A 26,734-nucleotide genomic window follows, 5' to 3' on the forward strand; every position below is an offset into this window, starting at 1 on the left:
TCGAAAGTCTCTCCCACGGTCCCGGTTCGGGCCGCTCCACATCCGGATCGCGCCGTGCTGCGATCGTGATGACGAACGTGGATGAGCGAGGGATACTCCCCTTCAACGACGCCTCATCGTACACGTCTCACGCGTGGCCCGCCTCCTTCATCTGCCGCAGTTCGCGTTTGAGGTCGCCCAGTTCGTCGCGCAGCCGCGCCGCGAGCTCGAACTGCAGGTCCGCCGCCGCGGCGTGCATCTGGTCGGTCAGCGAGGCGATGAGCTCGACCAGATCCTCCGCGGGCGGCGCCAGCGGGGCTCCGTCGGACTTGCTGCGTTCGAAGGCGGCGCGCTGCTCGTCCGTGATCGTCGCGTTGAAGCCCCGCTTGCCCTTGCCGTAGTCGAATTCTGCGAGGATCTCGCGGGTGTCCGCGTCCTCCCGGCGGAGGCGCTCCGTGATGTCGGACAGCTTCTTCACCAGCGGCTGCGGGTCGATGCCGTGCTCCTCGTTGTGCTTCCGCTGGACCTCGCGCCGTCGGTCCGTCTCATCGATCGCCTGCCGCATCGACCGTGTGATCGTGTCCGCGTACATGTGGACTTCGCCGTGCAGGTTGCGCGCGGCGCGTCCGATCGTCTGGATGAGTGAGGTCGCGGACCGCAGGAAGCCCTCCTTGTCCGCGTCCAGGATCGACACGAGGGAGACCTCCGGGAGGTCGAGGCCCTCGCGGAGGAGGTTGATGCCGACGAGCACGTCGAAGTCGCCTGCCCGCAGCTCACTGAGCAGCTCCACCCTGCGGAGGGTGTCGACATCGGAGTGCAGGTATTCGACGCGCACGTCGTGCTCGAGGAGGTAGTCCGTGAGGTCCTCAGCCATCTTCTTCGTCAGAGTCGTGACGAGCACGCGCTCGTTCCGCTCGACGCGCACCCGGATCTGCTCCAGCAGGTCGTCGATCTGCCCGCGGGTGGGCTTCACCGTCACCTTCGGGTCGATGAGTCCGGTCGGACGGATGATCTGCTCGACGTAGCCGTTCGCGCGCTCCAGCTCGAAGGGGCCGGGGGTCGCGGAGAGGTACACGGTCTGGCCGATCCGCTCGAGGAACTCGTTGAACTTCAGCGGCCGGTTGTCCATCGCACTGGGCAGCCGGAACCCGTGGTCCACGAGGGTGCGCTTGCGCGACATGTCCCCCTCGTACATCCCGCCGATCTGCGGGATCGTCGCATGGGATTCGTCGATCACCAGGAGGAAGTCCTCCGGGAAGTAGTCGAGCAGGCAGTTGGGCGCCGTGCCGCCGGCGCGCCCGTCGATGTGCCGCGAGTAGTTCTCGATGCCGGAGGTGAAGCCCATCGACCGCATCATCTCGAGGTCGTACGTGGTGCGCATCTGCAGCCGCTGGGCCTCGATCAGCTTGTTCTGCCCCTCCAGCTCCTGGAGGCGGTCCGCGAGCTCCTGCTCGATGTCCGTGATGGCACGGCCCATCCGCTCTTCGCCGGCGACGTAGTGGCTGGCCGGGAAGATGTGGACGACCTCCTCCTGCCGCACGATCTCGCCCGTGAGCGGGTGGAGGGTGTAGAGGGCCTCGATCTCATCGCCGAAGAACTCGATGCGCAGCGCCAGCTCCTCGTACTGCGGGATGATCTCCACCGTGTCGCCGCGCACCCGGAAGGTGCCCCGGGTGAACGCCATGTCGTTGCGCGAGTACTGCATCGAGACGAACCGCTTCAGCAGTTCGTCACGATCGAGTTCATCGCCGATCTTCAGCGACACCATGCGGTCGACGTACTCCTCCGGGGTGCCCAGGCCGTAGATGCAGCTGACGGTCGACACGACGACCACGTCGCGCCGGGTGAGCAGGGAGTTGGTGGCCGAGTGCCGCAGCCGCTCCACTTCGTCGTTGATCGACGAGTCCTTCTCGATGAAGGTGTCCGTCTGCGGGACGTACGCCTCCGGCTGGTAGTAGTCGTAGTAGGAGACGAAGTATTCGACGGCGTTGTTCGGCAGCAGCTGGCGGAACTCGTTCGCGAGCTGCGCTGCGAGCGTCTTGTTGTGGGCCATGATCAGCGTGGGGCGCTGGATGCGCTCGATCAGCCAAGCGGTCGTCGCGGACTTGCCCGTGCCGGTCGCACCCAGCAGCACGACGTCCTTCTCCCCCCGATCCAGCCTCTCCGTCATGTCCGCGATGGCAGCGGGCTGATCACCGGAGGGCTGATAGTCGGACACCACGTCGAACGGTGCGACGGAGCGGACGATCTCCGGACGGTGCCCCACCCGCGGGACGGGCCTCTGCGGAGCGTCCTGGGGGCGTGAGTCGGGTGGCTGCGCAGTCATACGGTTCACGATAGCGCGCCACACGGACACGGGGAGAGGACTCCGCTCGTCCGCAGCGACCGCTGGTCGGCCCAGACTCGTGAGATCGGCCTAGACTCGTGAGAGGTACGACATACCCACTCATGAGGAGGAATCGATGGACACGGTCTCGAAGGCGCACACGGTCTGGCGCGGCACGCTTCCCGAGGGCTCGGGATCCGTCTCGCTGGACAGCTCCGGCTCCGGCACGCTCGGCGTGACGTGGGCCGCGCGGGCAGAGGGCGCCAACGGCGCGACGACGCCGGAGGAGCTGATCGGTGCCGCTCACTCCGCATGCTTCTCCATGGCGCTGTCGAACGCCCTCACGCAGCAGGGAACGCCTCCCGAAGAGCTCTCGACCGGCGCGGATGTCAGCTTCTCCCCCGCGAACGGGATCACCGGCATTCATCTGTACGTCGTCGGTGCCGTACCGGGCCTGTCCGAGGAGGACTTCCGCACTGCCGCACAGAAGGCGAAGAAGGACTGCCCCGTCTCCCGCGCCCTCAAGGGCGTCTCGATCGACCTCACCGCCTCGCTGCGCTGAGGTCGGGCTGGCGAGGTCCGGCTGGGGAGGGCTCAGCCGGACCTCAGCCGGAGCGACCTCAGCTGACGGAGACGAACGCCGGGCGCCCCGGATCGGTGTGTGCGTACCGCTCCGTCGCTGCGTGCGGCGCTGCATCCTCCGCGACGGGTGCGAACCCCACATCGGCGAGAACGCTGCGCACGCGGGACGCGGTGTCTCCGTCCACCACCGAGAGAGCGATCTCCACGCCCTGGGGCCCGGGCTCATGGGTGGCCGTGCACGTCATCCCGGCAGCGGACGCGGCGCGTTCGATCCGGGCGACCAGGCGCGCCCCCGCCGCCTCCTGCGCCTCCGAGGACGTCTCCCCCGCCGCGAGCTCAGACGGCTGTGCGGGAGTTCCCGCCGCACGATGGCGGCGGAACGGTTCGATCCGCTCCTCCCACAGTGTGCTGAACCGCGCCTCGAGCTGCTGCTCGGTGGTCGAGTTGTCGAGGATCGCGTCGCAGGCGCGGCGACGCTGCTCGTCAGCGGCCTGTGCACGGATGCGCCGCAGCGCGTCCTCGCGGTCGAGCCCCCGGCTCGTCGTGAGGCGCTCGAGGCGGATGTCCTCCGACACGTCGACGAGGACGCTCAGGTGATAGCGCGCGGTCATCCCGTTCTCCACGAGGAGCGGGACGTCGTGGACGACGACGCCGTGGTCGGCCAGTTCGGCCATGCGCGCGTGCGTCCGGTCACCGATCGCCGGATGCATGATCGCGTTCAGGGCCGCGGTGCGATCCGCCGAGGCGAAGGCCGCCGTGGCCAGCGCCGCCCGATCCAGCTCGCCCGCCTCCGTGAGGATCCCGTCTCCGAACTCCTCCGTGAGCGCAAGGAGAGCGGGTTCTCCGGGCTCCACGACCTCGCGGGCGATCGCGTCGGCATCCACCACCGCCGCACCGCGGGACCGGAAGAGGGAGGCCACCGTTGATTTTCCGGCGCCGATCCCCCCTGTCAGTCCGATGAGCAGGGGGCCGAGCGCGCGCTGAGAGTCCGTCATGGGCTCAAGCCTACGACGCGTCGTCGATCCCCCGGAGGTCGACGACCCAGACGTCTGCGACGAGTTCCGCTCGTGCACCCGGCGTCTGCGCGAGCAGGCCCGCGAGTTCGTCCGCGGGCCAGTGCAGCAGAGGCGGATCGACGGGGATGAGGACGAAATCGGTGCCGCCCGCGCGGATGCCGCGGACGGCCTCGGCGGTCCGGCCCTCGTCGAAGTCCCGGACCGCGGTCTGCTCCTCGTCGCGCAGGAGCTGATCCAGCGGATCGAGCAGCGCCTGGTACGTCACCGCGTGGCTGTCGGTGCCGCCGATGAAGTAGCCGCCGGTCTCCCGATAGTGCATCCCCGTCACCGCCTGCCACACCATGGACTGCGCGTAGTCCGCCTCTGCGACCGCCCGTGGGGTGGGCAGTGCCTTCACCACCGCTCCGGCGGGGATCGTGTCGGTGACCGCATCCGATGTGAAGAAGCGCGGCACGGTGATGTCGCGGGTGGGGACCGCGACGGGAGCGATCAGCACGCAGGTCAGGAGCACTGCGGCGAAGGGACCCAGACTCGCGGCACCGCGGATGCGCTCACCAGCCGCGCGGCGCCTGTGCGCGTCCCGCAGCGCATGGTGCAGCAGCACTGCGGTCAGCGCACTCAGGCACAGCACCACGTGCACCGCCAGGCGCATCGGGAGGATGTTCATGAGGACGGGTATGTGCTCGATGACGCGGAACGGGCCCGGGGTCGGCACCTCGGCTCCGAAGACCCGCAGCGGCGACCCCATCGACAGCAGCCACATGAGGACCACGGTGACCGCGAGCACGCGCACGAGGCCCCCATGACGCGCGCTGCGGCGGTGCCGGACGACGGCCCAGACCGCGACGACGAGCCACGCGACGGACACGTATCCGCCGATCTCCGCCGGATCGATGTGCAGCACGCGGGGGATGTCCGGGACCAGGCCGTGGCCCGGAGCGAACAGGGGAGGAACGACGAGGTCGGCGAGGTCGTTGTTCCAGACGCCGTGGGGACGGATCGCGCCGTCCGGCCGGTTCGGTGCGTTCACCATCGTCATGAGGAGAGGAGACGCCAGCAGGAGGGCGGTGACGACCGCCGCCCCGCTCGCGGCGAGGGTCGGCACGAGGCGGGGCAGGATCCTGCGACGGAGCACTGCGGCGATCGCGAGCACACCTGTGAGCGCTGCGAGGAAGGTCCCTGCGAGGAGCTCGCTGGACATGTAGAACTGCCAGCCGATCGCTCCGCCCAGCAGCACGCCCCAGGGCACGAGCGCGGCGACCCGTGCGCGGGCGGCTCCTCCGCCGGGACCGACCGCCGCCTGCCAGAGGAACGCCGCGACCAGCGGAGGGAGGACCGCGAAGCTCAGGTTGAGGTGTCCCCCGGCCTGTGCGATCAGGTACGGGGAGAAGCCGTAGAGCGCAGCGCCGATGAACGCGGGGAGGCGATCTGCGAAGCGTGTGAGGAACAGCGCCGCCGCGAGCGATGCGGCCACGGGTGAGGCGATGATCGCCACGTTGTAGGCGACGACGGGGCCCCACAGCCAGGTGATCGGGGCCAGCGGCACCGTGAGGCCGAGCGCGCCGGTGTTCCATGCGCCGTTGACCCCATCGGGCCAATTCATCTGGACGGTGTAGAGGAATCCGCTGGCGCCGGAGCCTGCGCCGAACAGGGACGCGACGGCGTCCGCACCGTTCGCGAACCACCACACGAAGAGCGACGTGTCATCGTTCTCCGCATATACGCGGCCCCCGGGCTCCGCGAGCAGGCCGCGGAACGTGAGGAGCGCGAGTGCGATGAGGACCGCGGCGAAGATCAGCCACGGCCGCAGGCGCTCACGCAGCAGCGGAGTCGTGCGGGCCTGAGACGGAGAGAACTCCCGGACCGTGGTCCGGGAGTTCTCCTGCGTTCTGCTCAAAGTCGATGAGTCAGTCGTCCGGCAGCTCAGCTGCCGGCGAGCTTCTCACGCAGAGCAGCGAGCGCTTCGTCGCTGGCGAGGGTACCGGCATCGGTGACCGGTGCTTCGCTGGCGTAGTTCGCAGCCGGAGCGGACTCCGAGCTGACGGACGTCGAGGCAGCGGCGTCCGCGTCGGCCGAGATGGCCTTCGCGACCTGCTTCTTGTGCTCTTCCCAGTGCGCCTGAGCCGAAGCGTACTGCTGCTCCCACTCTTCGCGCTGGGTCTCGTAGCCCTCGAGCCATTCGTTGGTCTCCGGGTCGAAGCCCTCCGGGTACTTGTAGTTCCCGTCCTCGTCGTACTCCTGGAGCATGCCGTAGAGCGCGGGGTCGAGGAACTCCTCGGCCTCCGGGTCCACGCCCTCGTTCGCCTGCTTGAGCGAGAGCGAGATGCGGCGGCGGTCCAGGTCGATGTCGATGACCTTGACGTAGATCGTCTCGTCGACGCCCACGACCTGCTCGGGCAGGTCGATGTGGCGCACTGCGAGCTCGGAGATGTGCACGAGGCCCTCGATGCCGTCCTCGACGCGCACGAACGCGCCGAACGGAACCAGCTTCGTGACCTTGCCGGGCACGATCTGACCGATGACGTGGGTCCGTGCGAAGTGCTGCCACGGATCCTCCTGCGTCGCCTTGAGCGACAGCGAGACGCGCTCGCGGTCCATGTCGACGTCCAGGACCTCGACCGTGACCTCGTCGCCCACGGCGACGACCTCGGAGGGGTGCTCGATGTGCTTCCAGGACAGTTCGGACACGTGGACGAGGCCGTCCACGCCGCCGAGGTCCACGAAGGCACCGAAGTTGACGATCGAGGAGACGACGCCCGGACGGACCTGGCCCTTCTGGAGGGTCTGCAGGAAGTCGTGGCGGACCGCGGACTGCGTCTGCTCGAGCCATGCGCGGCGCGACAGGACGACGTTGTTGCGGTTCTTGTCGAGCTCGATGATCTTCGCCTCGACCTCCTGGCCGATGTACGGAGCGAGGTCGCGCACACGGCGCATCTCGACGAGGGACGCCGGCAGGAAGCCGCGCAGTCCGATGTCGACGATGAGACCGCCCTTGACGACCTCGATGACGGTGCCGGTGACGACTCCGTCCTCGTCCTTGATCCGCTCGATGTCGCCCCAGGCGCGCTCGTACTGCGCACGCTTCTTGGACAGCATCAGCCGCCCGTCCTTGTCTTCCTTGGTGAGGACGAGAGCTTCGAGCGCGTCGCCGACCTCGACGACCTCGGAGGGCTCGACGTCGTGCTTGATCGACAGCTCGCGGGAGAGGATGACGCCTTCGGTCTTGTATCCGATGTCGACGAGCACCTCGTCGCGGTCGACCTTGACGACGGTGCCTTCAACGATGTCTCCGTCGTTGAAGTACTTGATGGTTTCGTCGATGGCGGCGAGGAAGTCTTCCGATGTGCCGATATCGTTGACGGCAACCTGCTTCTGCTGCGCCGAGCCAGGCGTGGTGGTGGTCATTAGGTAAGGGACTCCGTAGATGGAATGTGGCCCGCGATCCCGGGGGAACGGGGGCACGGTCTCGTGATGGGTGTTGTGTGTGCGCAGCACATCGTGCGCCACCCGCAGCACGGCTGCGGTGTGTGGTTTCTGTGCGCGAAGTGCATACAGTCCAATATGCTAGCACCACGAAGGGTGCGAGCGCACGTGCTCGGCCCCTTCGACCAGCATCGGAGACTGCACCGGATCGGCATCGACCGGGCACGATGCCCGACTCGACCAGCAGGGAGTGCATGTGAGCGAGGGAGAGTATTCGCCGGAGATCATCAGCGGCGGCTATCTGTCGATCGGCGAAGAGGAGTCCGTCCGCGCGAACCGATCGTATTGGGACGGATCCGCAGAGGAGTACCTGGCGGAGCACGGCAGCTTCCTGGGCGCCTCGGAGTTCGTCTGGTGTCCGGAGGGCGTGCGCGAGGACGACGTGCGACTGCTCGGCGACGTCGTCAAGCAGCAGGTCCTCGAGATCGGCTGCGGTGCGGGGCAGTGCTCGCGCTGGCTCGCGGAGCACGGCGCGCTGGCGACCGGCGTGGACCTGTCGTCCGGAATGCTCGAGCAGGCCTCCCGCCTCCAGCGGGAGCAGCCCCTGGCGGACGGCGCGGTGCCGCCCACCTTCCTCCAGGCCGACGCCCGATCGCTGCCCTTCCCCTCCGGCAGCTTCGACATCGCGTTCTCGTCCTACGGGGCGCTGCCCTTCGTCAAGGATGCCGAGTCCGTGCTCGCAGAGGCCGCTCGCGTGCTCCGTCCCGGCGGTCTCTGGACGTTCTCCGTCACCCACCCGCTCCGGTGGATGTTCCCCGACGTGCCGGGCGAGGCCGGTCTGACCGTCGAGTACTCCTACTTCGACCGGACTCCCTACGTCGAGGTCGACGGCAGCGGTCAGCCGGTCTACGCGGAGCACCACCGGACGATGGGCGACTGGGTGCGCCTGCTCATCGATGCGGGCTTCGAGCTCACGGGGCTCACGGAGCCGGAGTGGCCGGACGACAACGAGCTGTCGTGGGGCGGCTGGTCGCCCCTGCGCGGACGCCTCATGCCCGGCACCACGATCTTCTCGACCCGCCTGCGCGGCTGAGGTCCGCGGCGCGGGCGCGCCTCAGTGCGCCGCGTCCTGCCAGCTGGAGCCGATGCCCACGTTCACCTCCAGGGGGACGCTCAGGGAGGCTGCTCCTGCCATCTCGCGGAGCACGATGTCCGTGACCGCCTCGTGCTCCCCCGGCGCCAGTTCGACGATGATCTCGTCGTGGACCTGCAGGAGTGCGCGGCTCGTGAGGTCCGCCTTCCGGATCGCGCCGTCCACCCGGATCATGGCCTTCTTCATGATGTCAGCGGCGCTGCCCTGGATGGGCGCGTTGAGCGCGGCGCGCTCCGCCATCTCACGCATCTGCCGACGGTCCGACTGCAGTGCCGGCAGGTACCGGCGGCGACCGTCCATGGTCTCCGTGTAGCCGCGCGAGCGCGCTTCCTCCACGACGGTCGACAGGTAGTCGCGCACGGCGCCGAACCGTGCGAAGTACCCGTCCATCAGTCCCCGCGCCTCGTCGACGCCGATCGCGAGCTGCTGCGCCAGCCCGTAGGCGGACAGACCGTAGACCAGCCCGTAGGACATCGCCTTGACCTTCGCGCGCATCTCAGGCGTGACATCCGCGGTCTCCACGCCGAACACCTGCGCACCGACGAATGCATGGAGGTCCTCCCCCGCGAGGAAGGCGCTGATGAGCGAGGAGTCGCCGGACAGGTGCGCCATGATGCGCATCTCGATCTGCGAGTAGTCGGCCGTCAGGAGCGCGTCGGCCCCCGCTCCCGGCACGAACACCTCGCGGATCCGCCGGCCCGCCTCCGTCCGGACCGGGATGTTCTGCAGGTTCGGGTCCTTCGAAGACAGCCTTCCCGTCGCGGCGACCGTCTGCAGGTAGGTCGTGTGGATGCGACCGTCATCCGCGAGGGTCTTCTCGAGCCCCACGACCGTCTGGCTGAGCCTGGTCCGGTCACGGTGCGCCAGGAGGTGATGGAGGAACGGGTGCTCCGTCCGCGCGAACAGGTCCGCGAGCGCTGCGGCGTCCGTCGTGTAGCCGGTCTTCGTCTTCTTGGTCTTGGGCATGTCCAGCTCGTCGAACAGGACCTCCTGCAGCTGCTTGGGAGATCCCAGGTTCACCTCGTGCCCGATCGCGGCGTACGCAGCCTGCGCACTGGCGTCGGCCTGCTCTCGGAACTCGTCGCCGAGCGCGTCGAGCCGGCCGCGATCGACTGCGATCCCCCGCGTCTCCATGCGCGCGAGGATGTCGAGGACCGGCACTTCGATCTGCTCCATGATCGCCGACGCCCCGTGGGCGTCGAGCTGGTCCGCGAGCGCGGGACGCAGCTGCGCGATCGCCCACGCCCGTGCGGCGAGCTCCGCGCCCGGCTCGTCGTCCGGTGCGGTGGGCAGTGCTCCCCCGAGGTGCGTCGAGGCGAGGTCGCCGAGGTCGTGGCTGCGCTTGTCGGGTTCGATGAGGTACCCGGCCAGCTGGGTGTCCCACGCCACGTCCGCACCCGTGAACCCGGCATCCCAGAGTGCCTTGAGCTGGGGCTTCGCGTCGTGCGCCACAAGCCGCGGATGGTCGGTGAGGAACGCTGACAGCGCGTCGGTCGCCGGCGCATCGAGGTCGGTGAGGTCGATGAGCGACACCCGGTCGCCCGCGGCCAGCGCCAGATGGTCGACAGTCCCCTGGCCCAGCACGTACGCGGCGTCCGTCGCGACGGCGACCCAGTCCGTCGCACGCACGGCGTCCAGCTCGTGCCGCAGGGAGCCGGAGTCGACCCGGACGGGCTCCGGGACCTCGGCTGCGGCGACGTCGGTGCCCTCACCGGCACCGAGCACCGCCTCGACCCGGCGACCCAGCACCGCGAACTCGAGCTGGTCGAACAGCGTGCCCAGCGCCTCGCGGTCCGGCTCGCGACGGACGGCGTCGGCGATGCCCAGCGGCAGCTCCACGTCATCGAGCAGCCGGTTCAGCCGGTAGTTGCGGGCGACGTCGTCGACATGGGCGCGCAGGTTCTCCCCCGCCTTGCCCTTGATGTCATCGGCGTTCTCAAGGATCCCGTCGAGGTCCCCGTAGGTCGTGAGCCACTTCGCCGCGGTCTTGGGGCCGACCCCGGGCACGCCCGGCAGGTTGTCCGCCTTCTCGCCCACGAGCGCGGCGTGACCGCGGTACTGGGCGGGAGTGACTCCGCACTTCTCCTCCACGGCCTCGGGGGTCATGCGCACGAGGTCGGTCATGCCCTTGCGCGGGTAGAGGACCGTGACCCCCGGGCGCACGAGCTGGAACGCATCCTTGTCACCGGAGGCGATCCGCGCCTCGACGCCCGCCTCCTCCGCAAGACGGGCGAGCGTCGCGAGCACGTCATCGGCCTCGACGGCCTCGAGCCCGACCACGGGGATGCGCAGCGCTGCGAGCACGTCCTCGATGAGCTCCACCTGCCCGTGGAAGTCCGGCGGGGTCTTCGCTCTGCCCGCCTTGTAGCCGGGGTGCTGATCAAGGCGGAACTGGGGTCGCCCGCGGTCGAACGCGACGACGATGTGAGTCGGAGCCTCTGCATCGAGAGCCGTCAGCAGCATGGAGACGAACCCGAACACCGCGTTCGTCGTCTGCCCCGTCGCCGTCGAGAACTTCTCCGGCGGCAGGGCGTGATACGCCCGGTAGGCCATCGAATGCCCGTCGATGAGGAGGATCGATGGATCGGTCTGGGGGCTGGTCGGTGTGCTCACGATCCCAGGGTACCGGGCACCGGATCGCTAGAGTGGGACCGGACGTGCGAGCGTCCGAGAACACCCACCAGACATGCCCACCAGGAGACACGATGAGTCAGAGCCCCACCTTCCCCGCCCTGTCACCGGATATGGAGGAAGCGGAGTACGCGCGCCTCGTCGACGCGTGGGAGATCCCGTCCGACACCCTCGTGGCACGGATGGGGATCGAGGTCGCACGGCTCGGCTGGGACTGGATCGAGGGAACCTGCCCCGTCGCGGGCAATCTCCAGCCGGCGGGCCTCTTCCACGGCGGCGGGTACGTGGTCATCGCGGAGACGCTCGCGTCGATGCACGCGGCAGTGCGGTCAGGCGCCCCGGTGGTCGGCGTCGACCTCAATGCGACCCATCTCAGATCGATCACGTCCGGGACCGTCTACGCCCGGGCCCAGGTGCTGCACGGCGGCCGGCGCCTGTTCAACCACGAGGTGAGGATGACTGATGCGGACGACCGACTCCTGTCGATCGTCCGCATCTCCAATATGGTTCTGGGTTCGTCCTGAGGGACCTGTGTCCGTCCTGAGGACCGGGCGGCGCGCTGCGCCGCCCGTGCTCACTTCTTCGCCGAGCCGATCTGGTTGAGCACCGTCTCCGCGACTTCGCGCATGGTGAGCCGGCGGTCCATCGACGTCTTCTGGATCCAGCGGAACGCCTCCGGCTCCGTGAGCCCCATCGACGAGATGAGGAGGCCCTTCGCACGCTCGACGAGCTTGCGGGTCTCGAACCGATCCGTGAGATCGGAGATCTCCGATTCGAGGGCCGTGATCTCCGCGTGGCGGGACAGCGCGATCTCGAGTGCCGGCAGCAGGTCGTTCGCGCTGAAGGGCTTCACGACGTACGCCATCGCACCGGCGTCGCGCGCGCGCTCGACGAGCTCCTTCTGCGAGAAGGCGGTCAGGAGGACGACGGGCGCGATCCGCGCCTTCGCGATCCGCTCTGCGGCGGAGATGCCGTCGAGCACGGGCATCTTGATGTCCATCACCACGAGGTCGGGACGCAGCTCCTCCGCGAGGCGGATCGCTGATTCGCCGTCCGCGGCCTCACCGACCACGTCGTAGCCGACTTCGCGGAGCATCTCCACGATGTCGAGCCGGATGACGGCCTCGTCCTCCGCCACGACGACGCGCCGGACGGGTCCCTGTTCGGTGCTGGGGGTCTCTTCGTTATCGGTCACGCGCCCCATCGTACCGCCGGTCGCCCGCGGGAGCACGATCGGTGGCTCCGGATGGCGTCCTCGACGCGCGGGGCGCGTGTCCGTCGTCTACACTTCCCTTGGGCCGGATTGGCGGAATCGGTAGACGCAGCGCACTCAAAATGCGCCGCCTTCGGGTGTGAGGGTTCGAGTCCCTCATCCGGCACCACTGACTCCGTGTGCGGTGTCTCAGTGTGCGGTGTCTCACACAGCGAGGCGGTCGGTCCACATCCCGCAGATGTGGACCGACCGCCTCGCCGTCGTCGTGGTGCGCTCCCCGGTGGGACGGGCCCGCGCTGCTCAGACTCCTTCGTCGTCGACCTCGTCGCGGTACGCCGCCGCAGTGCCGCGCAGGGCATCGCCGAGCACGTGCACCCGCAGCGCATTCGTCGATCCGACGATCCCGGGAGGCGAGCCCGCGACGATCACGCAGAGCTGACCGTCCTCCCCCTCGCCGAAGCTCAGGAGCACCTTGTCGACCTGGCGCGCCATCTGGTCCGTGTGGTGCACGGAGCGCACGAGGTGGCTGCGGACCCCCCAGCTGAGCTCCATCTGGTTCCGCACCCTGGGGTCCGGGGTGAAGGCGATGATCGGGCGGCGCTGGCGCAGTCGCGACATCCGCCTCACGGAGTCGCCCGACTGCGTGAACGTGCACAGCAGGTCGATGTTCAGCTGCTCTGCGATCTGCGCCGCGGCCGCCGTGATCGCACCGCCGCGGGTGTGCGGCGTGCTGCCCAGGGAGGGGATGCGATCGAGCCCCTCGCGCTCCGTCGATTCGATGATCCGCGCCATGGTGCGCACCGAGTCCAGCCAGTACGCGCCCACGGACGACTCCCCCGACAGCATGAGGGCGTCTGCGCCGTCGAGCACGGCATTCGCGCAGTCGCTGGCCTCCGCCCGGGTGGGCCGGGGCGCCTCGATCATCGATTCGAGCATCTGGGTCGCGACGATGACGGGCTTGGCCTGGCGGCGCGCGATCTCGATCGCCCGCTTCTGCACGAGCGGCACGTGCTCCAGCGGCAGCTCGACGCCCAGGTCGCCACGGGCGACCATGATTCCGTCGAACGCCGCCACGATGTCGCGCAGACGATCGACGGCCTGCGGCTTCTCGAGCTTCGCCATGACGGGGACGCGGATGCCCTCCTCGTCCATGATGCGGCGCACGTCGAGCACGTCCTCCGGCCCGCGGACGAAGCTCAGTGCGACCCAGTCCGCGCCCGCGCGCAGGCCCCAGCGGAGGTCCTCGAGGTCCTTCTCCGTCATCGCGGGGACGGAGACGGCCACGCCGGGGAGGTTGATCCCCTTGTGGTCGGAGATCCGGCCGGGGATCTCCACCTCCGTGATGATGTCCGTCTCCGTCACCTCGCGGGCGCGCAGCTGGATGCGTCCGTCGTCGACGAGGAGCGGGTCGCCCGGCTGCACGTCCCCGGGCAGGCCCGCGTACGACGTGCTCACGATCCGGTCCGTGCCGTCGACCGGACGGGTGGTGATGGTGAACTGCTCCCCGGCGACCAGGGTCGGCTTCTGCCCGTCGGCGAATGTGCCGACGCGGATCTTCGGGCCCTGCAGGTCGACGAGCACCGCGACGGGACGGGCGGCGTCCTCCGACGCCTGGCGCAGCCATGCGAGCCTCTGCTCGTGGTCTGCATGGGAGCCGTGGCTCATGTTGAAGCGCGCGACGTTCATCCCCTCATCGAGGAGCGCGCGCATGTCTTCGTAGGAAGTCTGTGCAGGTCCGAGTGTCGCAACGATCTTGGCATGCCTCATGCCGTCAGCCTAGTCGACCGGCGGCGTCCCCCACCTGCATCGGACCGCGGTGCGGACACTCGCGCAGCGTCCTCGTGCGAGACCTCTCTCACAGAGGCCCCGCCGGCCGGGCACGACCTGTCTCTACGGCTCGGTCGTGCCCCGCGCGTTTTGGCCCCGCGCGTTTTGGCCCTGCGTGTTCGTGCCCTGCGAATCCCCCGAGTCCTGCGAATCCTTCATACCCTGCGCGTCGTTCGTGTCCGCCGTGTCCTGACCGGACTCCCGATCAGTCCGTCCGGTGAGCTGGGGAACGATGGAGATCGCCGAGGTCACGGCACCGAAGAATCCGAATCCGCCGCGGCGGGCCGGCTGCTCGCCGTCGTCGTCAGTGCGTTCGGCGGGCTCCGGCGCGCCCGGATCCGTGCCGGCCTCGGTGGAATCCGCCTCCGGTCGTGGTCGGTCATCGGTGTACGCCGAGTCCTCCCCGCCGCCGTGGCGCCTGCGGGACACCGTCAGCAGCACGGCGCCCAGGACGAAGATCACGATCGAGGTCCACACGTTGAGGCGCAGACCGAGGATGTGCTCCGCATCATCGATGCGCAGTGCCTCGATCCACACGCGTCCCAGCGTGTAGTAAGCGAGGTAGAGGAAGAAGACCTGGCCGCGCCACAGCGAGAAGCGGCGCCCGGCCCACAGCAGCACGAAGCAGCCGACCACGTTCCACAGCGATTCGTAGAGGAAGGTCGGGTGGAAGAGCGTGTCCGCCGGAAGCGAGGGGTCCGGCCAGGTCGGGCTGGTCCGGTCGATCTCCAGCCCCCACGGCAGATCGGTGGGTGCGCCGAAGAGCTCCTGGTTGAACCAGTTGCCCCACCGCCCCGCGGCCTGGGCGAGGATGAGTCCGGGAGCGGCCGCGTCGAGGAACGAGGTGAATCGGAAACCGTGCCTGCGGCACACGAGCAGGACCACGAGCACACCCAGCGCGACGGCTCCCCAGATGCCGAGGCCGCCGTTCCAGATGTAGAGGGCGGCGACAGGGTCGCCGCCTGGCCCGAAGTACGGTGCCGGCGTCGAGAAGACGTGGTAGATCCGACCGCCGATGATGCCCGACGGGATCGCCCACACGGCGAGGGTCCAGAGGTCGTCCTCGGTCCCGCCCCGTGCCTGCCAGCGCCGGTTCGTGAGCCACAGTGCCAGCACGATGCCCACGAGGATGCACAGTGCGTAGGCGTGGATGCGCAGCGGTCCGATGTCGAACCCGCTCCATGCGGGTGACGGGATGGATGCGAGGAGATCAGTCACGCACGCCCTCCGCGAACTGCTCTGCCGCACGGGCGACGGCGGCCGGGCCGCCCTCGCTCAGCGCACGGACGAACGCCGAGCCGACGATCACGCCGTCGGCGTAGGAGGCGACCTCCGCCGCGTGCTCGCGAGTCGAGACGCCGAGGCCCACGCACACGTTCTGCGCACCCGCGGCGCGCGTGTCGGCCACGAGGCCCGCGGCCTTCCCGCCGACCTCCGCGCGCGTGCCCGTCACGCCCATCGTCGAGGCGGCGTAGACGAACCCGCGACCGGCCTCGACGACTGCGGAGATCCGATCCGGGGACGAGGACGGAGCCACGAGGAAGATCCGATCGAGGTCGTGGGCGTCCGAGGCGGCGATCCATTCGTCTGCCTCGTCCGGGATGAGGTCGGGAGTGACGATGCCGACGCCGCCGGCTGCGGCGAGGTCGCGCGCATAGGCGTCGACGCCGTACTGCAGGATGAGGTTCCAGTAGCTCATGACGACGGGCGTGGCCCCCGCGTCCGCCGCCGCCTGCACGGCGGTGAACACGTCACGCACGCGGACTCCGCCGCTCAGGGCCTTGACGCTGGCCGCTTCGATGACCGGACCGTCCAGTCCCGGATCCGTGTAGGGCATGCCGATCTCGACCACGTCCGCGCCGCCGGCCACCAGCGCGCGGACGGCCTCGACCGAACCGGGGACGTCCGGATAGCCCACGGGGAGGTACCCGATCAGCGCGGAGCGGCCCTCCGACCTGCACGCGGCCAGTGCTGCCGCGCTGCCGCGGTCCTCTCGCGTCGTCGTGCTCATGCCGTCTCCCCCTCCGAGTCCAGGTAGCCGAACCAGCGTCCGGCGGTCGTCACGTCCTTGTCGCCGCGACCGGACAGGCAGACGAGGATCGTCGCGTCCGGTCCCAGCTCTCGACCCAGTTCGAGGGCGCCTGCGAGTGCGTGCGAGCTCTCGATCGCAGGGATGATCCCCTCGGTGCGGCAGAGCAGACGGAACGCATCCATCGCCTGCGCGTCGGTGACGGGGCGGTAGTCCCCGCGACCGCTCGCGTGCAGCCACGCGTGCTCGGGGCCCACCCCGGAGTAGTCCAGCCCCGCTGAGATCGAATGGCTCTCCTGCGTCTGGCCGTCCTCGTCCTGCAGCTGGTAGGACTTCGCACCGTGGAGGACTCCGACGGTGCCCTTCGTCAGCGTCGCGGCGTGCCTGGGCGTCTCGATGCCCTCACCGGCCGCCTCGCAGCCGACCAGTCGCACGTCCTCGTCCGGGATGAATGCGTGGAATGCGCCGATGGCGTTGGATCCGCCGCCCACGCATGCGACGACGGCGTCGGGAAGGCTTCCGGTCCGCTCGATCACCTGACCGCGGGCCTCCAGCCCGATGATGCGCTGGAACTCGCGCACCAGGACGGGGAACGGGTGCGGTCCCGCGACCGTGCCGAACACGTAGTGCGTGCTCTCCACGGACGCGACCCAGTCGCGGAACGTCTCGTTGATCGCGTCCTTGAGGGTGCGGGACCCGGCCTCGACCGCGGTCACCTCAGCACCCAGCAGGTTCATCCGGGCGACGTTGAGAGCCTGGCGCTCGACGTCGACGGCCCCCATGTAGATCCGGCACTCCATGCCCATGAGGGCGGCGGCGGTCGCGGTGGCGACGCCGTGCTGACCCGCGCCGGTCTCCGCGATGAGACGGGTCTTGCCCAGCCTCTTCGCGAGCAGCGCCTGGCCCAGGGCGTTGTTGATCTTGTGGCTGCCGGTGTGGTTGAGGTCCTCGCGCTTGAGCAGGATGCGGGCGCCGCCCGCATGCTCGGAGAACCGCGCGGCCTCGCTCAGCAGGCTGGGGCGACCGACGTACTCGTCGAGCAGCCGGCGGTACTCGGCCCGGAACTCCTGATCGAGGACCGCCTTCCCGAACGCCTCCTCGATCTCCTCGCACGCGGGGACGAGTGCTTCGGGGATGTACCGCCCCCCGAACTCGCCGAATCGCGGCCCCTGCGGGAGCTTGGAGTCGGGACGGGAGAACTGCTCGATCATGTGGTCGCTCCTCGTGGCGTGGTGCGGGCGGGCGCTCACGCGCGTCTCACGGACGCGCCGCCCGCCCTGCTTCGGTGAATGCGGCGACTGCGGTCCGGGGGTCGCCGCCGATGACGAGCGCCTCGCCGACGAGGCCCAGGTGAGCCCCGGCGCGCGCGTATTGGGCGACGGTCTCCGCATCGCTCACGCCCGATTCCGCGACCAGCACGGCCCCGGACGGGGCATGCGGCGCGAGTGCGGCGAACCGTGCGGGATCGACGCTCAGGTCCTTGAGGTTGCGGGTGTTCACGCCCACGAGACTCGCCCCGACCGCGCTCGCGCGTGCCAGTTCGTCGACGGTGTGGGTCTCCACGAGCGCCGCCATGCCCAGCTCGGAGGCCAGCGCCAGCTGGTCCTGCAGCTGCGCGTCGTCGAGTGCGGCGACGATGATGAGGACGATGTCCGCACCGTGCGCGCGCGCTTCGTAGAACTGGTACTCGTCGACCATGAAGTCCTTGCGCAGCACCGGGATGTCCACTGCCGCGCGCACCGCGTCGAGGTCTGCGAGTGAGCCGCCGAACCGACGGCGCTCCGTCAGCACGCTGATCGCGGCGGCTCCGCCGTCCGCATAGGCGGCGGCCAGGGCCGCGGGGTCGGCGATGTCCGCGAGCGCGCCCTTCGACGGGGACGAGCGCTTCACCTCGCAGATGAGTCCGAAGTCGGAATCCGGTGGGAAGGGGCGCGCCGGTGGGGCGTCCGCGGCCGCACTGCGGACATCGGCCAGCGTCCGTGTCCGGCGGCGATCGCCGAGGTCCTCGCGGACACCCGTGATGATGTCGTCGAGGACCGTCACGAACGCGGCTTGCCCTTTCCGGCCGCGCGCATGATCAGGCCGACGATCGGACCGGCGACGAAGACCGCGAGGCCCACGTACGTGATGATGTCGATTCCCATGACGAAGCCGATCGAGAGGATCGTGCCTCCGAGCAGCATGAGGAACACGCCGGTCCAGGCCGCCGGAGTGTTGCCGTGGCCGGGGTCCTTGATCTTCTCGTAGTCGATCGCGTCGCGGTCGAGGTCGGGGGCTCCGCTGTGGACTGTCGATGACATGTCACTCCTCATCTGGCGGGGGTGGGCCCGCACGGCTTGGGTTTCGAGATCCTGGAGATCCTATGGGTGCATTATCGCATGTCGCGACGCGCGGCTCAGCTGGGGTCCTCGCCCCGCGACAGGGCGTCCCACGCGGCTGCGGGGTCGTCGTCGTCCGCTTGCGGAGCGGCAGTGTCCGTCTGGCGGTCGTAGCGGCCGGAGACCCGCCATCCGAGGCTCGCGACGGCGGACCACACCGCGGCGACGAGCACGCCGGCGCCCGCTGCGATCGTCGGCACGAGCGTCGTGGCGGGAGCCTGCGAGGAGACTGCGGTGAGCACCACGCCCACCCCCACCGCGCCGATCAGGACGCACACGACGATGCGTCCGATCCGGCCGAGCATCGCCAGCAGCAGTGCCGCGACGGCCAGGACAGCCGCACTCGCGCTCAGCAGGGGGTGGGAACCGCTCCCGTCCTCCCCCGCCACCTCCGCGACCCCGGACGGACCCGTGCCGGCGCCGGGCGCCTCGACGCCCCAGGGAAGGGTGGCGAGGATCCAGACGGCGCCCGCGAGCACCAGCAGGACCACGACGGCTCTGCCCTTCGTCACGCGGATCCTCCCGAGCCGTCCTCCGCGGACGCCGCGTCCAGCGGCGACCGGAGTGTGTGGGCCGCGGCGGCGGCACGCAGCACCGCGGCGGCCTTCCGGTGGCATTCGTCGAGCTCCGCCTGCGGATCGGAATCGGCCACGATCCCCGCACCGGCGGACACCGTGAGGAGCCCGTCGCGCAGGATCCCCGTGCGGATCGCGATCGCGACGTCGAGGTCGCCGGTGAACGAGAGGTAGCCGACCACTCCCCCGTACACGCCGCGCGCGGTCGGCTCCAGCCGATCGATGATCTGCAGCGCACGCGGCTTCGGAGCACCGGAGAGCGTTCCCGCGGGGAACGTCGCCCGCAGGACGTCGAGCCCGTCGACGCCCTCTCGCAGCCGACCGGTCACGGTCGACACGATGTGCATGACGTGGCTGTAGAGCTCGATCTCCATGAACTCGGCGACGTCCACGGAACCCGGGGCGCTGACCTTCGCCACGTCGTTGCGGGCGAGGTCGACGAGCATGAGGTGTTCGGCGCGCTCCTTCTGGTCCGCGAGCAGGTCGGCGGCGAGTGCGCGGTCCTCGTCGGCGGTGGCGCCGCGCGGTCGGGTGCCGGCGATCGGATGCGTCGTGACCGTCTCCTCGGAGACCGTCACGAGAGCCTCGGGGGACGACCCGATGATCGTCAGCGGCGATCCTTCGGCCACCGGAACATCGAGGAGGTACATGTACGGGCTGGGGTTCGACGCCCGCAGCATGCGGTAGACGTCCGTGGCGGAGGCGTCGATCTGGGCGTCGAAGCGCTGGCCGAGCACGACCTGGAAGATCTCGCCGTCGACGATGTCGCGCTTCGCTGCGGCGACCGCCTCGAGGTAGTCATCGGGGTGGGTGCGCGCCTTCACCTCCGGCTCCGGCTTGTCGTGCACTGCGAGCGACGGGACGAGCGGAGCGGAGAGGTCCTCGAGCATCCCCTCGATGCGGGCGACGGCCGCGTCGTACGCGGCGTCGATCCCGTCCGGACGACCATCGACATTCACGGCGTTCGCCACGAGTGTGAGGCGGGAGGTGAAGTGATCGAGGATCGCGACATCGCCGGGGATGGACATGCTGAGCTCCGGCACCGGGTGCTCCGGCAGCGGACCCGGACCGAGGTTCTCGAACCGCCGCACTGAGTCCCACCCCAGGTAGCCGACGAACGACGACACCATGGGCGGCAGGCCGCTGTCGTTCCGACCCGTCGCGAGCACGCGGAGGGCTTCCGCCAGCGCGGCGTGGGGATCCCCGCCCGTCGGCAGGCCCGCGGGCGGAGTGCCCAGCCAGACCGCCTCGCCGTCGACCTCCGTGAGTGTTGCGACCGGTCCGCGTCCCACGAACGAGTACCTGCTCCACCTGTCCTGCGACGCCGATTCGAGGAGGAACCCGCCGGGTCGCCCCTCTGCGAGCCGACGGTAGAGGGTGAGCGGTGTCTCCGTGTCTGCCAGCACGGTCGTGTGCACGGGGACGATCCGATGGTGGGCGCCGCGGGCGCGGAACTCCTCGCGGGTCGGTGTGAGCCTCATGACAGCTCCCGTCCTGTGAAGCAGGTCTGCGTGCCCGTATGGCATGCGGGCCCGGTCTGCTCGACCGAGTAGAGGAGGGTGTCGCCGTCGCAGTCCGTCGCGACGGAGACCACCCGCTGGGCATTGCCGGATGTCTCGCCCTTCACCCACAGCTCTCCGCGGGATCGTGACCAGTACGTCGCACGACCGGTCTGCAGCGTGCGGTCGACGGCCTCGGCGTTCGCCCACGCGAGCATGAGGACGTCCTTCGTCGCGGCCTCCTGGACCACGACGGGGAGCAGTCCGCGCTCGTCGAAGACGAGGGGGGTCGCAGGGCTCTTCTCAGCGCACTTCGTGTCCGGCACGGGCCAGCTCCTCCTTGATCGCTCCGATCGTCGTGTCGCCGAAGTGCAGGATGCTCGCGGCGAGCACGGCATCCGCTCCGGCGTCCACGGCGGGTGGGAAGTGCTCGGGGGCACCGGCACCGCCGGAGGCGATGAGCGGGACGCTCACCGCCGCCCGGACGTCGCGCAGCATCGGCAGGTCGAAGCCCGCCCGCGTCCCGTCCGCGTCGATGCTGTTGAGCAGGATCTCACCGGCGCCGGACTCCGCGGCCTGTGCGGCCCACGCGACGGCGCAGACGCCTGTCCCGCGCCGGCCGCCATGGGTCGTGACCTCATAGCCCGAGGCGGTCGGGGCCTGGCCCTCGGGCACCCGCCGGGCGTCCACGGACAGGACGAGGACCTGGCTGCCGAAGCGCTGCGCGATCTCGCCGATCAGTGCGGGCCGTGCCACGGCCGCGCTGTTGACCCCCACCTTGTCCGCTCCGCTGCGCAGCAGCCGGTCGACGTCCTCGACGGATCGCACACCGCCGCCGACGGTGAGCGGGATGAAGAGCTGCTCGGCGCAGCGGGTGACCATGTCATAGGTCGTCGAGCGGTCGCCCGTCGTCGCGGTCACGTCGAGGAACGTGAGCTCGTCGGCGCCCTGCGCGTCGTAGCGGTGCGCGAGTTCGACGGGATCCCCCGCGTCGCGCAGGTCGGCGAAGTTCACGCCCTTGACGACGCGTCCGGCGTCGACGTCGAGGCACGGGATGACCCGCACGGCAGTGCTCACAGACCCAACCTCCTGTAGCGAGCCACGCGCGCTCCCTCCCGCAGGTACGCGGGAGTGCGCATGAGCTCGATGATCTCGTGCTCGAGAGTCGCGGACAGCGCGGTGATGAAGCTCGACGGGTCGTCCGACGCGTCGACGGGCTCCCCGATGACGCGGTCGACGACGCCGCCGGCCATCAGCTGCGCCGACTGGACCCGCTGCGCCTGCGCCATCTCCGGAGCGTGGTCCGTGTCCCGGTGCACGATCGCGGATGCGCCTTCGGGCGGCAGCGGTGAGAGCCACCCGTTCTGGGCGGACAGGACGCGATCGGCGGGGATCAGCGCGAGTGCGCCACCGCCGGAGCCCTCGCCCATGATGACGGAGACGCTGGGAGACGTCAGTGCGATGAGGTCTGCGAGGCTGCGGGCGATCTCGCCCGCGAGGCCTCCCTCCTCCGCCTCCTTGGACAGTGCGGCGCCCGGCGTGTCGATGATCGTGACCAGGGGCAGTCCGAGCTCCTCCGACAGCCTCATCCCGCGGCGCGCCTCGCGGAGGGCCGCGGGTCCCATGGGCTCACGGGCGTGCTGGCGGTAGCGGTCCTGTCCGAGCACGATGCAGGGGGCCGACCCGAACTTCGCGATCGCGAGCAGCAGTCCGGGGTCCTTCTCGCCCTGGCCGGTGCCGCGCAGGGGGAGGACGTGGGTCGCGCCGTGTCGCAGCAGGTCCCTAACGCCCGGGCGCTCCGGCCTGCGGGAGGCCGTGATGACGTCCCAGGCCGAGCGCTCGTCGGCTTCGGACGGGCGCGACTCGGGGTCGCAGACGCGCTCCGGGACCTCCCGGGCGCCCATGAGGACGTCGAGGACGCGTGCCACCGTGTCGTGGATGCGGTCCGGCCCCAGGACCGCATCGATGATGCCGTGGCGCTGGAGGTTCTCCCCCGACTGCACCCCGGCGGGGAACTCACGGTCGTAGATCTGCTCGAAGACGCGCGGGCCCAGGAATCCGATGAGGGAGTCCGGCTCCGCGACGGTCACGTGCCCCAGTGAGCCCCACGAGGCGAAGACGCCGCCGGTCGTGGGGTGGCGGAGGTAGACGAGGAAGGGCAGCCCCGCCGCCTTGTGCGCGACGACCGCCGCGGTGATCTTCACCATGGAGAGGAACGCGACGGTCCCCTCCTGCATCCGCGTGCCTCCGGACGAGGGTCCGGCGAGCACCGGGAGGCCCTCGAGCGTCGCGCGCTCCAGCGCTTCGACCAGACGGTGGGCGGCCGCGACGCCGATCGACCCGGCGAGGAACCGGAACTCGCACGCGACGATCGCGACGCGGCGGCCGTGGATGAGGCCCTCGCCGGTGATGACGGCCTCGTCGACCCCGGACTTCTCCCGGGCGGCCGCGAGCTCGGCCGCATAGGCCTCATCGATCCCGCCGGCCGGGACGAGGGGCGTCGTGTCCCACGATGTGAAGCTGCCGGCGTCGACGACCCGTTCGATGAGCTCACGGGCGCTCAGTCGCTTCGCCACCTCAGCCCTCCAGCCACTCGCGGATGGTCGCCTCCTGCTCGGAGAGGCGCGGTGGAGCCAGGTGCTCGGTCACCGTCGTCTCCGTCTCCCCGGACGCGTCCGCGTCGAAGAACCGCAGCGGCGGACCCGGCAGGTCGATGTCGCCGATCGTCGGGTGCGGCGCGGAGATCTTGAGGCCCTGCGACAGCGCCTGCTCCCAGGCGTAGACCTCCGGGAGCGTCCGCACGACTCCCGCGGGGATGCCGGCTTCGGAGAGCTTCTGAAGCAACGGTTCGGGGGTGTACGCGGAGAACGCGTCCTCGATGGCCGCGATGAGCGCGTCGCGGTTCGCGAAGCGGTCGCCGTTGGTCGCGAAGCGGGGGTCGGCGGAGTCGATGCCGAACTCCTCGCAGAAGCGCAGCCACATCCGCTCGTTGCCCACGGAGATCTGGACCGCACCGTCCTGGCACTCGAAGAGTCCGTACGGTGCGAGCGTCGCGTGGTGGTTGCCGCCGGGCAGCGGCTCCATGCCTCCGATGGTCGCGCGGGTGCCCTGGAACGCGTGGACGCCCACCATGCCCGCGATGAGCGAGGTGCGGACGACCTTCCCGCGGCCCGTGCGCTCGCGCTCGAGCAGTGCCGCGAGCACGCCGTAGGCGCCGTGGATGCCTGCGAGCAGGTCCGCGATCGGCACGCCGACCCTCTGCATGTCGTCGGGACCGGATCCGGTGAGCGACATGAGGCCGCCCTCGCCCTGGGCGATCTGGTCGTAGCCCGCGCGGCTCGCCTCCGGTCCGTCGTGGCCGAACCCGGTGATCGACAGGACCACGAGGCGGGGGTTGAGCTCCGTCATCGCGGTCGTCGAGAAGCCCAGGCGGTCGAGCACACCGGAGCGGAAGTTCTCGATGAGGACGTCCGCGCGAGAGATGAGGCGGCGGAGGGTCTCCGCACCGTCATCGCTCTTGAGGTCGAGCGCGATCGATTCCTTGTTCCGGTTGCAGGAGAGGTAGTAGGTCGACTGGGGGTCGTCCTCCGGACCCGCGAAGGGAGGGCCCCAGCTGCGGGAGTCGTCTCCCGCTCCGGGGTTCTCGACCTTGATGACGCGGGCGCCCAGGTCTCCGAGCATCTGACCTGCGTGGGGGCCTGCCAGCGCGCGGGACAGGTCGACGACGACGCTTCCCGCGAGAGGGCCGGCGGTGCGGGGGGTGTGGGGGATGTTCACGTGGTGCCTCCGGGTGGGGTGTGCTCGTCTACGAGGATACGCAATCGGTCTGTCGCCTCCCGCGCCCGCGGACCGTCCGCCGCCTGGATCGCCATGACCGCGGACGTGGTGCCGTCGGAGAGGCTGAGAGTGGCCCACGAGTCGCCCAGGGCCTCGGAGTACGAGACGCTGACGATCTGGCTCCACTCATAGCGGTGCGTGGCGACGATGTTGCGGACGAAGAGCCCTGCGGGGCTCGCCTTCGCGCAGATCGAGGCGAAGCGCAGGAGCACGAGGCCGAACAGGACGCCTATCCCGATCAGCCACATTGCGTACGCCTCAGGACTAGGTTTCCAGCCAGGCCAGTCATCTTGGATGATGAATACCGCCATCGCCGTGAAACTGACGACGATGATAGGAGCGAGGACCAGCCCGACAATACGGACCATCCGCGGGCGGAACACGACCTCGACGGGGTCAGACGCGGCAGGCTGCAATATTCGTCACCAGGATCGCGCGGGCTCCGGCCGTGTACAGCTGGTCCATCACCGTGTGCTGGGCGTCCGCGGACACCATCGCGCGCACGGCGACCCACTCGGGGTCCCGCATGGGTGAGACGGTCGGGCTCTCGAAGCCCGGGGTCACCGCCACTGCGGCGGACAGCTTCTCCACCGGCACGTCGTAGTCCAGCATCACGTAGCTGCGGGCGACCATGACGCTCTCGAGCCGTCGGACCACGACCTGAGCCGCCTCCGACAGCTGCGGGCGGTCCTGCGGTGCGACGAGGACCCCCTCGGAGCGCATGAGCGGTTCGCCGAACGTCTCCAGCCCCGCCTGGCGCAGCGTCGTGCCCGTCTCGACGACGTCCGCGATGGCGTCCGCGACGCCCAGCTCGATCGACACCTCGACGGCCCCGTCGAGGCTGACGGTCCGCGCATCGATCCCGCGGTCCTCGAGGTCCTTCTTCACGAGGATGGGGTAGCTCGTCGCGATGCGTCGGCCGGCGAGCTCCGCGACGTCCGTGAACGTCCCGGCCGGGCTCGCGTAGTGGAACCGCGAGCGGCCGAAGCCCAGCGGCAGGATCTCGAGTGCGCCCGCCTCTGACTCGAGGAGCAGGTCGCGCCCCGTGACGCCGAGGTCGAGGATCCCCTCGCCGATGTACACCGCGATGTCGCGGGGACGCAGGTAGAAGAACTCGATGCCGTTCGTGTCGTCGCGGCTGACCAGCGTCTTCGAGTTCGTGCGCAGCTGGTAGCCCGCCTCGCGCAGCATGGTGGTGGCGGATTCGGAGAGGGTGCCCTTGTTGGGCACCGCGATGCGAAGCATGGGTATGGGGCTCCTGGGTGTGGGATGACCGGCGGCGGCTGGGTGCGGGACGACCGCTCAGAGATGTCGGTAGACGTCCGTCGGAGCGAGGCCGCGGGCGATCATCATGACCTGCAGGTGGTAGATCGCCTGTGAGATCTCCTCGGCGAGTTCGTCGTCGCTCTGGTATTCGGCGGCCATCCACACTTCGGCCGCCTCCTCCACGATCTTCTTCCCGATCTGATGGATGCCCGCGTCCAGTTCCGCCACGGTGGACGAACCGGCCGGACGTGTCTGTGCCTTCTGGGTCAGTTCCGCGAACAGGGTCTCGAAGTCCTTCACAGGTTCAGGGTAGTCCAGTCCTGCGTCGGCGGTCATGCGGGGTCCGCACGTGAGACGTCGGGGGAGAAGTCGGACGGCGAGGCGATCCGCTGCCGTGAGCGCCTGCTCCAGTCGATGATGCCCACGACGACCATGACCAGGAACACGAAGTAGACGGCTCCGGAGAAGACCAGTCCGCCCATGAGCGCGAGGGGGATGCCGACCAGGTCGACGAGCAGCCACACGAACCAGAACTCGACGATCGCGCGCCCCTGGGCGGCCATCGCCGCCAGCGATCCCACGAAGATGTACGCATCCGGATACGGGTTCCACGACCAGCCGCCCCATGCGAGCACGGTGCCGAAGACCGCGGTGCCGAGGATGAGGAACCCGAGCAGCAGGCCGCGCTCCGTCCACGTGCCCCAGCGGACCCTGATCTCTCCGGACTCCTGCTTCGCCTGCCGCCACCGGGTCCAGCCCCAGACCGCGGCGGCGATGATGACGACCTGACGGGATGCGTTGCCGCCCAGCCCCGCACCGATGCTCGCGCTCAGCAGGAGGATCGAACCGGTGATCTGGACGGGCCAGGACAGGATCGATCGACGCAGCGCCAGGAACACCGTCGCGATCGCGCAGATGTTGCCGATGAGGTCCGACCACGGGACCGGCACCCCCGCCAGCGTGAACACCGGCGTGTTGAGGAGGTCGAGGAGCTCCACGC

At 69.8% G+C, this 26,734-nt stretch carries 25 protein-coding genes and 1 tRNA gene; 4 read left to right on the forward strand and 22 right to left on the reverse strand.

All coding sequences use genetic code 11. The features are described 5' to 3' along the window. Positions 1–127: 127 nt before the first annotated feature. A complete protein-coding gene (gene uvrB, locus BJEO58_RS02590; protein ID WP_246076002.1) occupies positions 128–2,305 on the reverse strand; it encodes an excinuclease ABC subunit UvrB in 2,178 nt (725 codons plus the stop codon). A gap of 136 nt (positions 2,306–2,441) precedes the next feature. On the opposite strand from uvrB, the gene BJEO58_RS02595 reads away from it, so the two are divergent. Beyond that, positions 2,442–2,867: an OsmC family peroxiredoxin gene (locus BJEO58_RS02595; protein ID WP_087007329.1), complete on the forward strand. Its 426-nt coding sequence runs from the start codon at positions 2,442–2,444 to the stop codon at positions 2,865–2,867. Between the two features lie 58 nt (positions 2,868–2,925). On the opposite strand, the gene coaE is transcribed toward BJEO58_RS02595, so the two are convergent. From coaE to rpsA, 3 genes are read right to left on the reverse strand one after another with little or no spacing between them, the layout of a single operon-like run. After that, the gene (gene coaE, locus BJEO58_RS02600) at positions 2,926–3,882 is read right to left on the reverse strand and encodes a dephospho-CoA kinase (RefSeq protein ID WP_087007327.1); all 957 of its coding nucleotides are present in this window, start codon (positions 3,880–3,882) and stop codon (positions 2,926–2,928) included. 10 nt (positions 3,883–3,892) lie between these two features. Beyond that, positions 3,893–5,800 (reverse strand): hypothetical protein, encoded by a 1,908-nt coding sequence (locus BJEO58_RS02605; RefSeq protein ID WP_101587495.1) that lies wholly within the window; start codon positions 5,798–5,800, stop codon positions 3,893–3,895. A gap of 26 nt (positions 5,801–5,826) precedes the next feature. Next, complete coding sequence (gene rpsA / locus BJEO58_RS02610; protein ID WP_087007323.1) at positions 5,827–7,308, reverse strand: 30S ribosomal protein S1; 1,482 nt, start codon at positions 7,306–7,308, stop codon at positions 5,827–5,829. 274 nt (positions 7,309–7,582) lie between these two features. Between rpsA and BJEO58_RS02615 the strand changes: the two genes are divergently transcribed. Continuing rightward, on the forward strand, positions 7,583–8,419 hold the full coding sequence (locus BJEO58_RS02615) for a class I SAM-dependent methyltransferase (RefSeq protein ID WP_101587497.1): 837 nt from the start codon (positions 7,583–7,585) through the stop codon (positions 8,417–8,419). Between the two features lie 21 nt (positions 8,420–8,440). Here BJEO58_RS02615 and polA read toward each other — a convergent pair whose 3' ends face one another. Continuing rightward, positions 8,441–11,092 (reverse strand): DNA polymerase I, encoded by a 2,652-nt coding sequence (gene polA / locus BJEO58_RS02620; RefSeq protein WP_257904194.1) that lies wholly within the window; start codon positions 11,090–11,092, stop codon positions 8,441–8,443. Positions 11,093–11,184: 92 nt separating this feature from the next. On the opposite strand from polA, the gene BJEO58_RS02625 reads away from it, so the two are divergent. Continuing rightward, positions 11,185–11,634 carry a PaaI family thioesterase gene (locus BJEO58_RS02625; RefSeq protein ID WP_087007319.1) on the forward strand — a complete coding sequence of 150 codons (450 nt, stop codon included), beginning with the start codon at positions 11,185–11,187 and terminating at the stop codon, positions 11,632–11,634. Positions 11,635–11,684: 50 nt separating this feature from the next. On the opposite strand, the gene BJEO58_RS02630 is transcribed toward BJEO58_RS02625, so the two are convergent. Then, complete coding sequence (locus BJEO58_RS02630; protein WP_373270398.1) at positions 11,685–12,314, reverse strand: ANTAR domain-containing response regulator; 630 nt, start codon at positions 12,312–12,314, stop codon at positions 11,685–11,687. Between the two features lie 93 nt (positions 12,315–12,407). On the opposite strand from BJEO58_RS02630, the gene BJEO58_RS02635 reads away from it, so the two are divergent. Continuing rightward, positions 12,408–12,492 (forward strand) — tRNA-Leu (locus BJEO58_RS02635). 131 nt (positions 12,493–12,623) lie between these two features. Here BJEO58_RS02635 and pyk read toward each other — a convergent pair. From pyk to BJEO58_RS02715, 16 genes are all read right to left on the reverse strand, one after another. After that, complete coding sequence (gene pyk / locus BJEO58_RS02640) at positions 12,624–14,090, reverse strand: pyruvate kinase (protein ID WP_087007317.1); 1,467 nt, start codon at positions 14,088–14,090, stop codon at positions 12,624–12,626. Between the two features lie 123 nt (positions 14,091–14,213). Beyond that, positions 14,214–15,368, reverse strand: a complete 1,155-nt coding sequence (lgt, locus tag BJEO58_RS02645) for a prolipoprotein diacylglyceryl transferase (RefSeq protein WP_101587499.1) — start codon at positions 15,366–15,368, stop codon at positions 14,214–14,216. Beyond that, on the reverse strand, positions 15,361–16,161 hold the full coding sequence (gene trpA / locus BJEO58_RS02650) for a tryptophan synthase subunit alpha (RefSeq protein ID WP_101587501.1): 801 nt from the start codon (positions 16,159–16,161) through the stop codon (positions 15,361–15,363). Before trpA ends, lgt begins: the two co-directional genes overlap by 8 nt. Further along, entirely contained in the window at positions 16,158–17,390 is a 1,233-nt protein-coding gene (gene trpB / locus BJEO58_RS02655) for a tryptophan synthase subunit beta (protein WP_101587502.1), read from the reverse strand. The genes trpA and trpB overlap by 4 nt, the downstream gene beginning before the upstream one ends. 46 nt (positions 17,391–17,436) lie before the next feature. After that, entirely contained in the window at positions 17,437–18,222 is a 786-nt protein-coding gene (trpC, locus tag BJEO58_RS02660) for an indole-3-glycerol phosphate synthase TrpC (RefSeq protein ID WP_101587504.1), read from the reverse strand. Continuing rightward, the gene (locus BJEO58_RS02665; RefSeq protein WP_101587506.1) at positions 18,219–18,479 is read right to left on the reverse strand and encodes an HGxxPAAW family protein; all 261 of its coding nucleotides are present in this window, start codon (positions 18,477–18,479) and stop codon (positions 18,219–18,221) included. Before BJEO58_RS02665 ends, trpC begins: the two co-directional genes overlap by 4 nt. Before the next feature lie 95 nt (positions 18,480–18,574). Next, a complete protein-coding gene (locus BJEO58_RS02670; RefSeq protein WP_144573829.1) occupies positions 18,575–19,069 on the reverse strand; it encodes a Trp biosynthesis-associated membrane protein in 495 nt (164 codons plus the stop codon). Further along, positions 19,066–20,613 (reverse strand): anthranilate synthase component I, encoded by a 1,548-nt coding sequence (locus BJEO58_RS02675; RefSeq protein WP_101587509.1) that lies wholly within the window; start codon positions 20,611–20,613, stop codon positions 19,066–19,068. The genes BJEO58_RS02670 and BJEO58_RS02675 overlap by 4 nt, the downstream gene beginning before the upstream one ends. Next, a complete protein-coding gene (gene hisI, locus BJEO58_RS02680; protein WP_246076003.1) occupies positions 20,610–20,957 on the reverse strand; it encodes a phosphoribosyl-AMP cyclohydrolase in 348 nt (115 codons plus the stop codon). The genes BJEO58_RS02675 and hisI overlap by 4 nt, the downstream gene beginning before the upstream one ends. Then, the gene (hisF, locus tag BJEO58_RS02685) at positions 20,935–21,708 is read right to left on the reverse strand and encodes an imidazole glycerol phosphate synthase subunit HisF (protein WP_101587513.1); all 774 of its coding nucleotides are present in this window, start codon (positions 21,706–21,708) and stop codon (positions 20,935–20,937) included. Before hisF ends, hisI begins: the two co-directional genes overlap by 23 nt. After that, entirely contained in the window at positions 21,705–23,207 is a 1,503-nt protein-coding gene (locus BJEO58_RS02690) for a carboxyl transferase domain-containing protein (protein WP_101587515.1), read from the reverse strand. The genes hisF and BJEO58_RS02690 overlap by 4 nt, the downstream gene beginning before the upstream one ends. Before the next feature lies 1 nt (position 23,208). Further along, on the reverse strand, positions 23,209–24,408 hold the full coding sequence (locus BJEO58_RS02695) for a CaiB/BaiF CoA transferase family protein (RefSeq protein WP_101587517.1): 1,200 nt from the start codon (positions 24,406–24,408) through the stop codon (positions 23,209–23,211). Next, on the reverse strand, positions 24,405–24,716 hold the full coding sequence (locus tag BJEO58_RS02700; protein WP_180951800.1) for a PH domain-containing protein: 312 nt from the start codon (positions 24,714–24,716) through the stop codon (positions 24,405–24,407). The genes BJEO58_RS02695 and BJEO58_RS02700 overlap by 4 nt, the downstream gene beginning before the upstream one ends. 148 nt (positions 24,717–24,864) lie before the next feature. Next, positions 24,865–25,713, reverse strand: coding sequence for an ATP phosphoribosyltransferase (gene hisG, locus BJEO58_RS02705; protein ID WP_101587520.1), 849 nt, complete (start codon positions 25,711–25,713; stop codon positions 24,865–24,867). A 57-nt stretch (positions 25,714–25,770) separates the two neighbouring features. Continuing rightward, positions 25,771–26,034 (reverse strand): phosphoribosyl-ATP diphosphatase, encoded by a 264-nt coding sequence (locus tag BJEO58_RS02710; RefSeq protein ID WP_101587793.1) that lies wholly within the window; start codon positions 26,032–26,034, stop codon positions 25,771–25,773. Between the two features lie 32 nt (positions 26,035–26,066). Then, entirely contained in the window at positions 26,067–26,732 is a 666-nt protein-coding gene (locus BJEO58_RS02715; RefSeq protein WP_101587522.1) for a nicotinamide mononucleotide transporter family protein, read from the reverse strand. Positions 26,733–26,734 lie beyond the last annotated feature (2 nt).

The sequence above is a fragment of the Brevibacterium jeotgali genome, from assembly GCF_900169175.1.
Lineage (GTDB): Bacteria > Actinomycetota > Actinomycetes > Actinomycetales > Brevibacteriaceae > Brevibacterium > Brevibacterium jeotgali.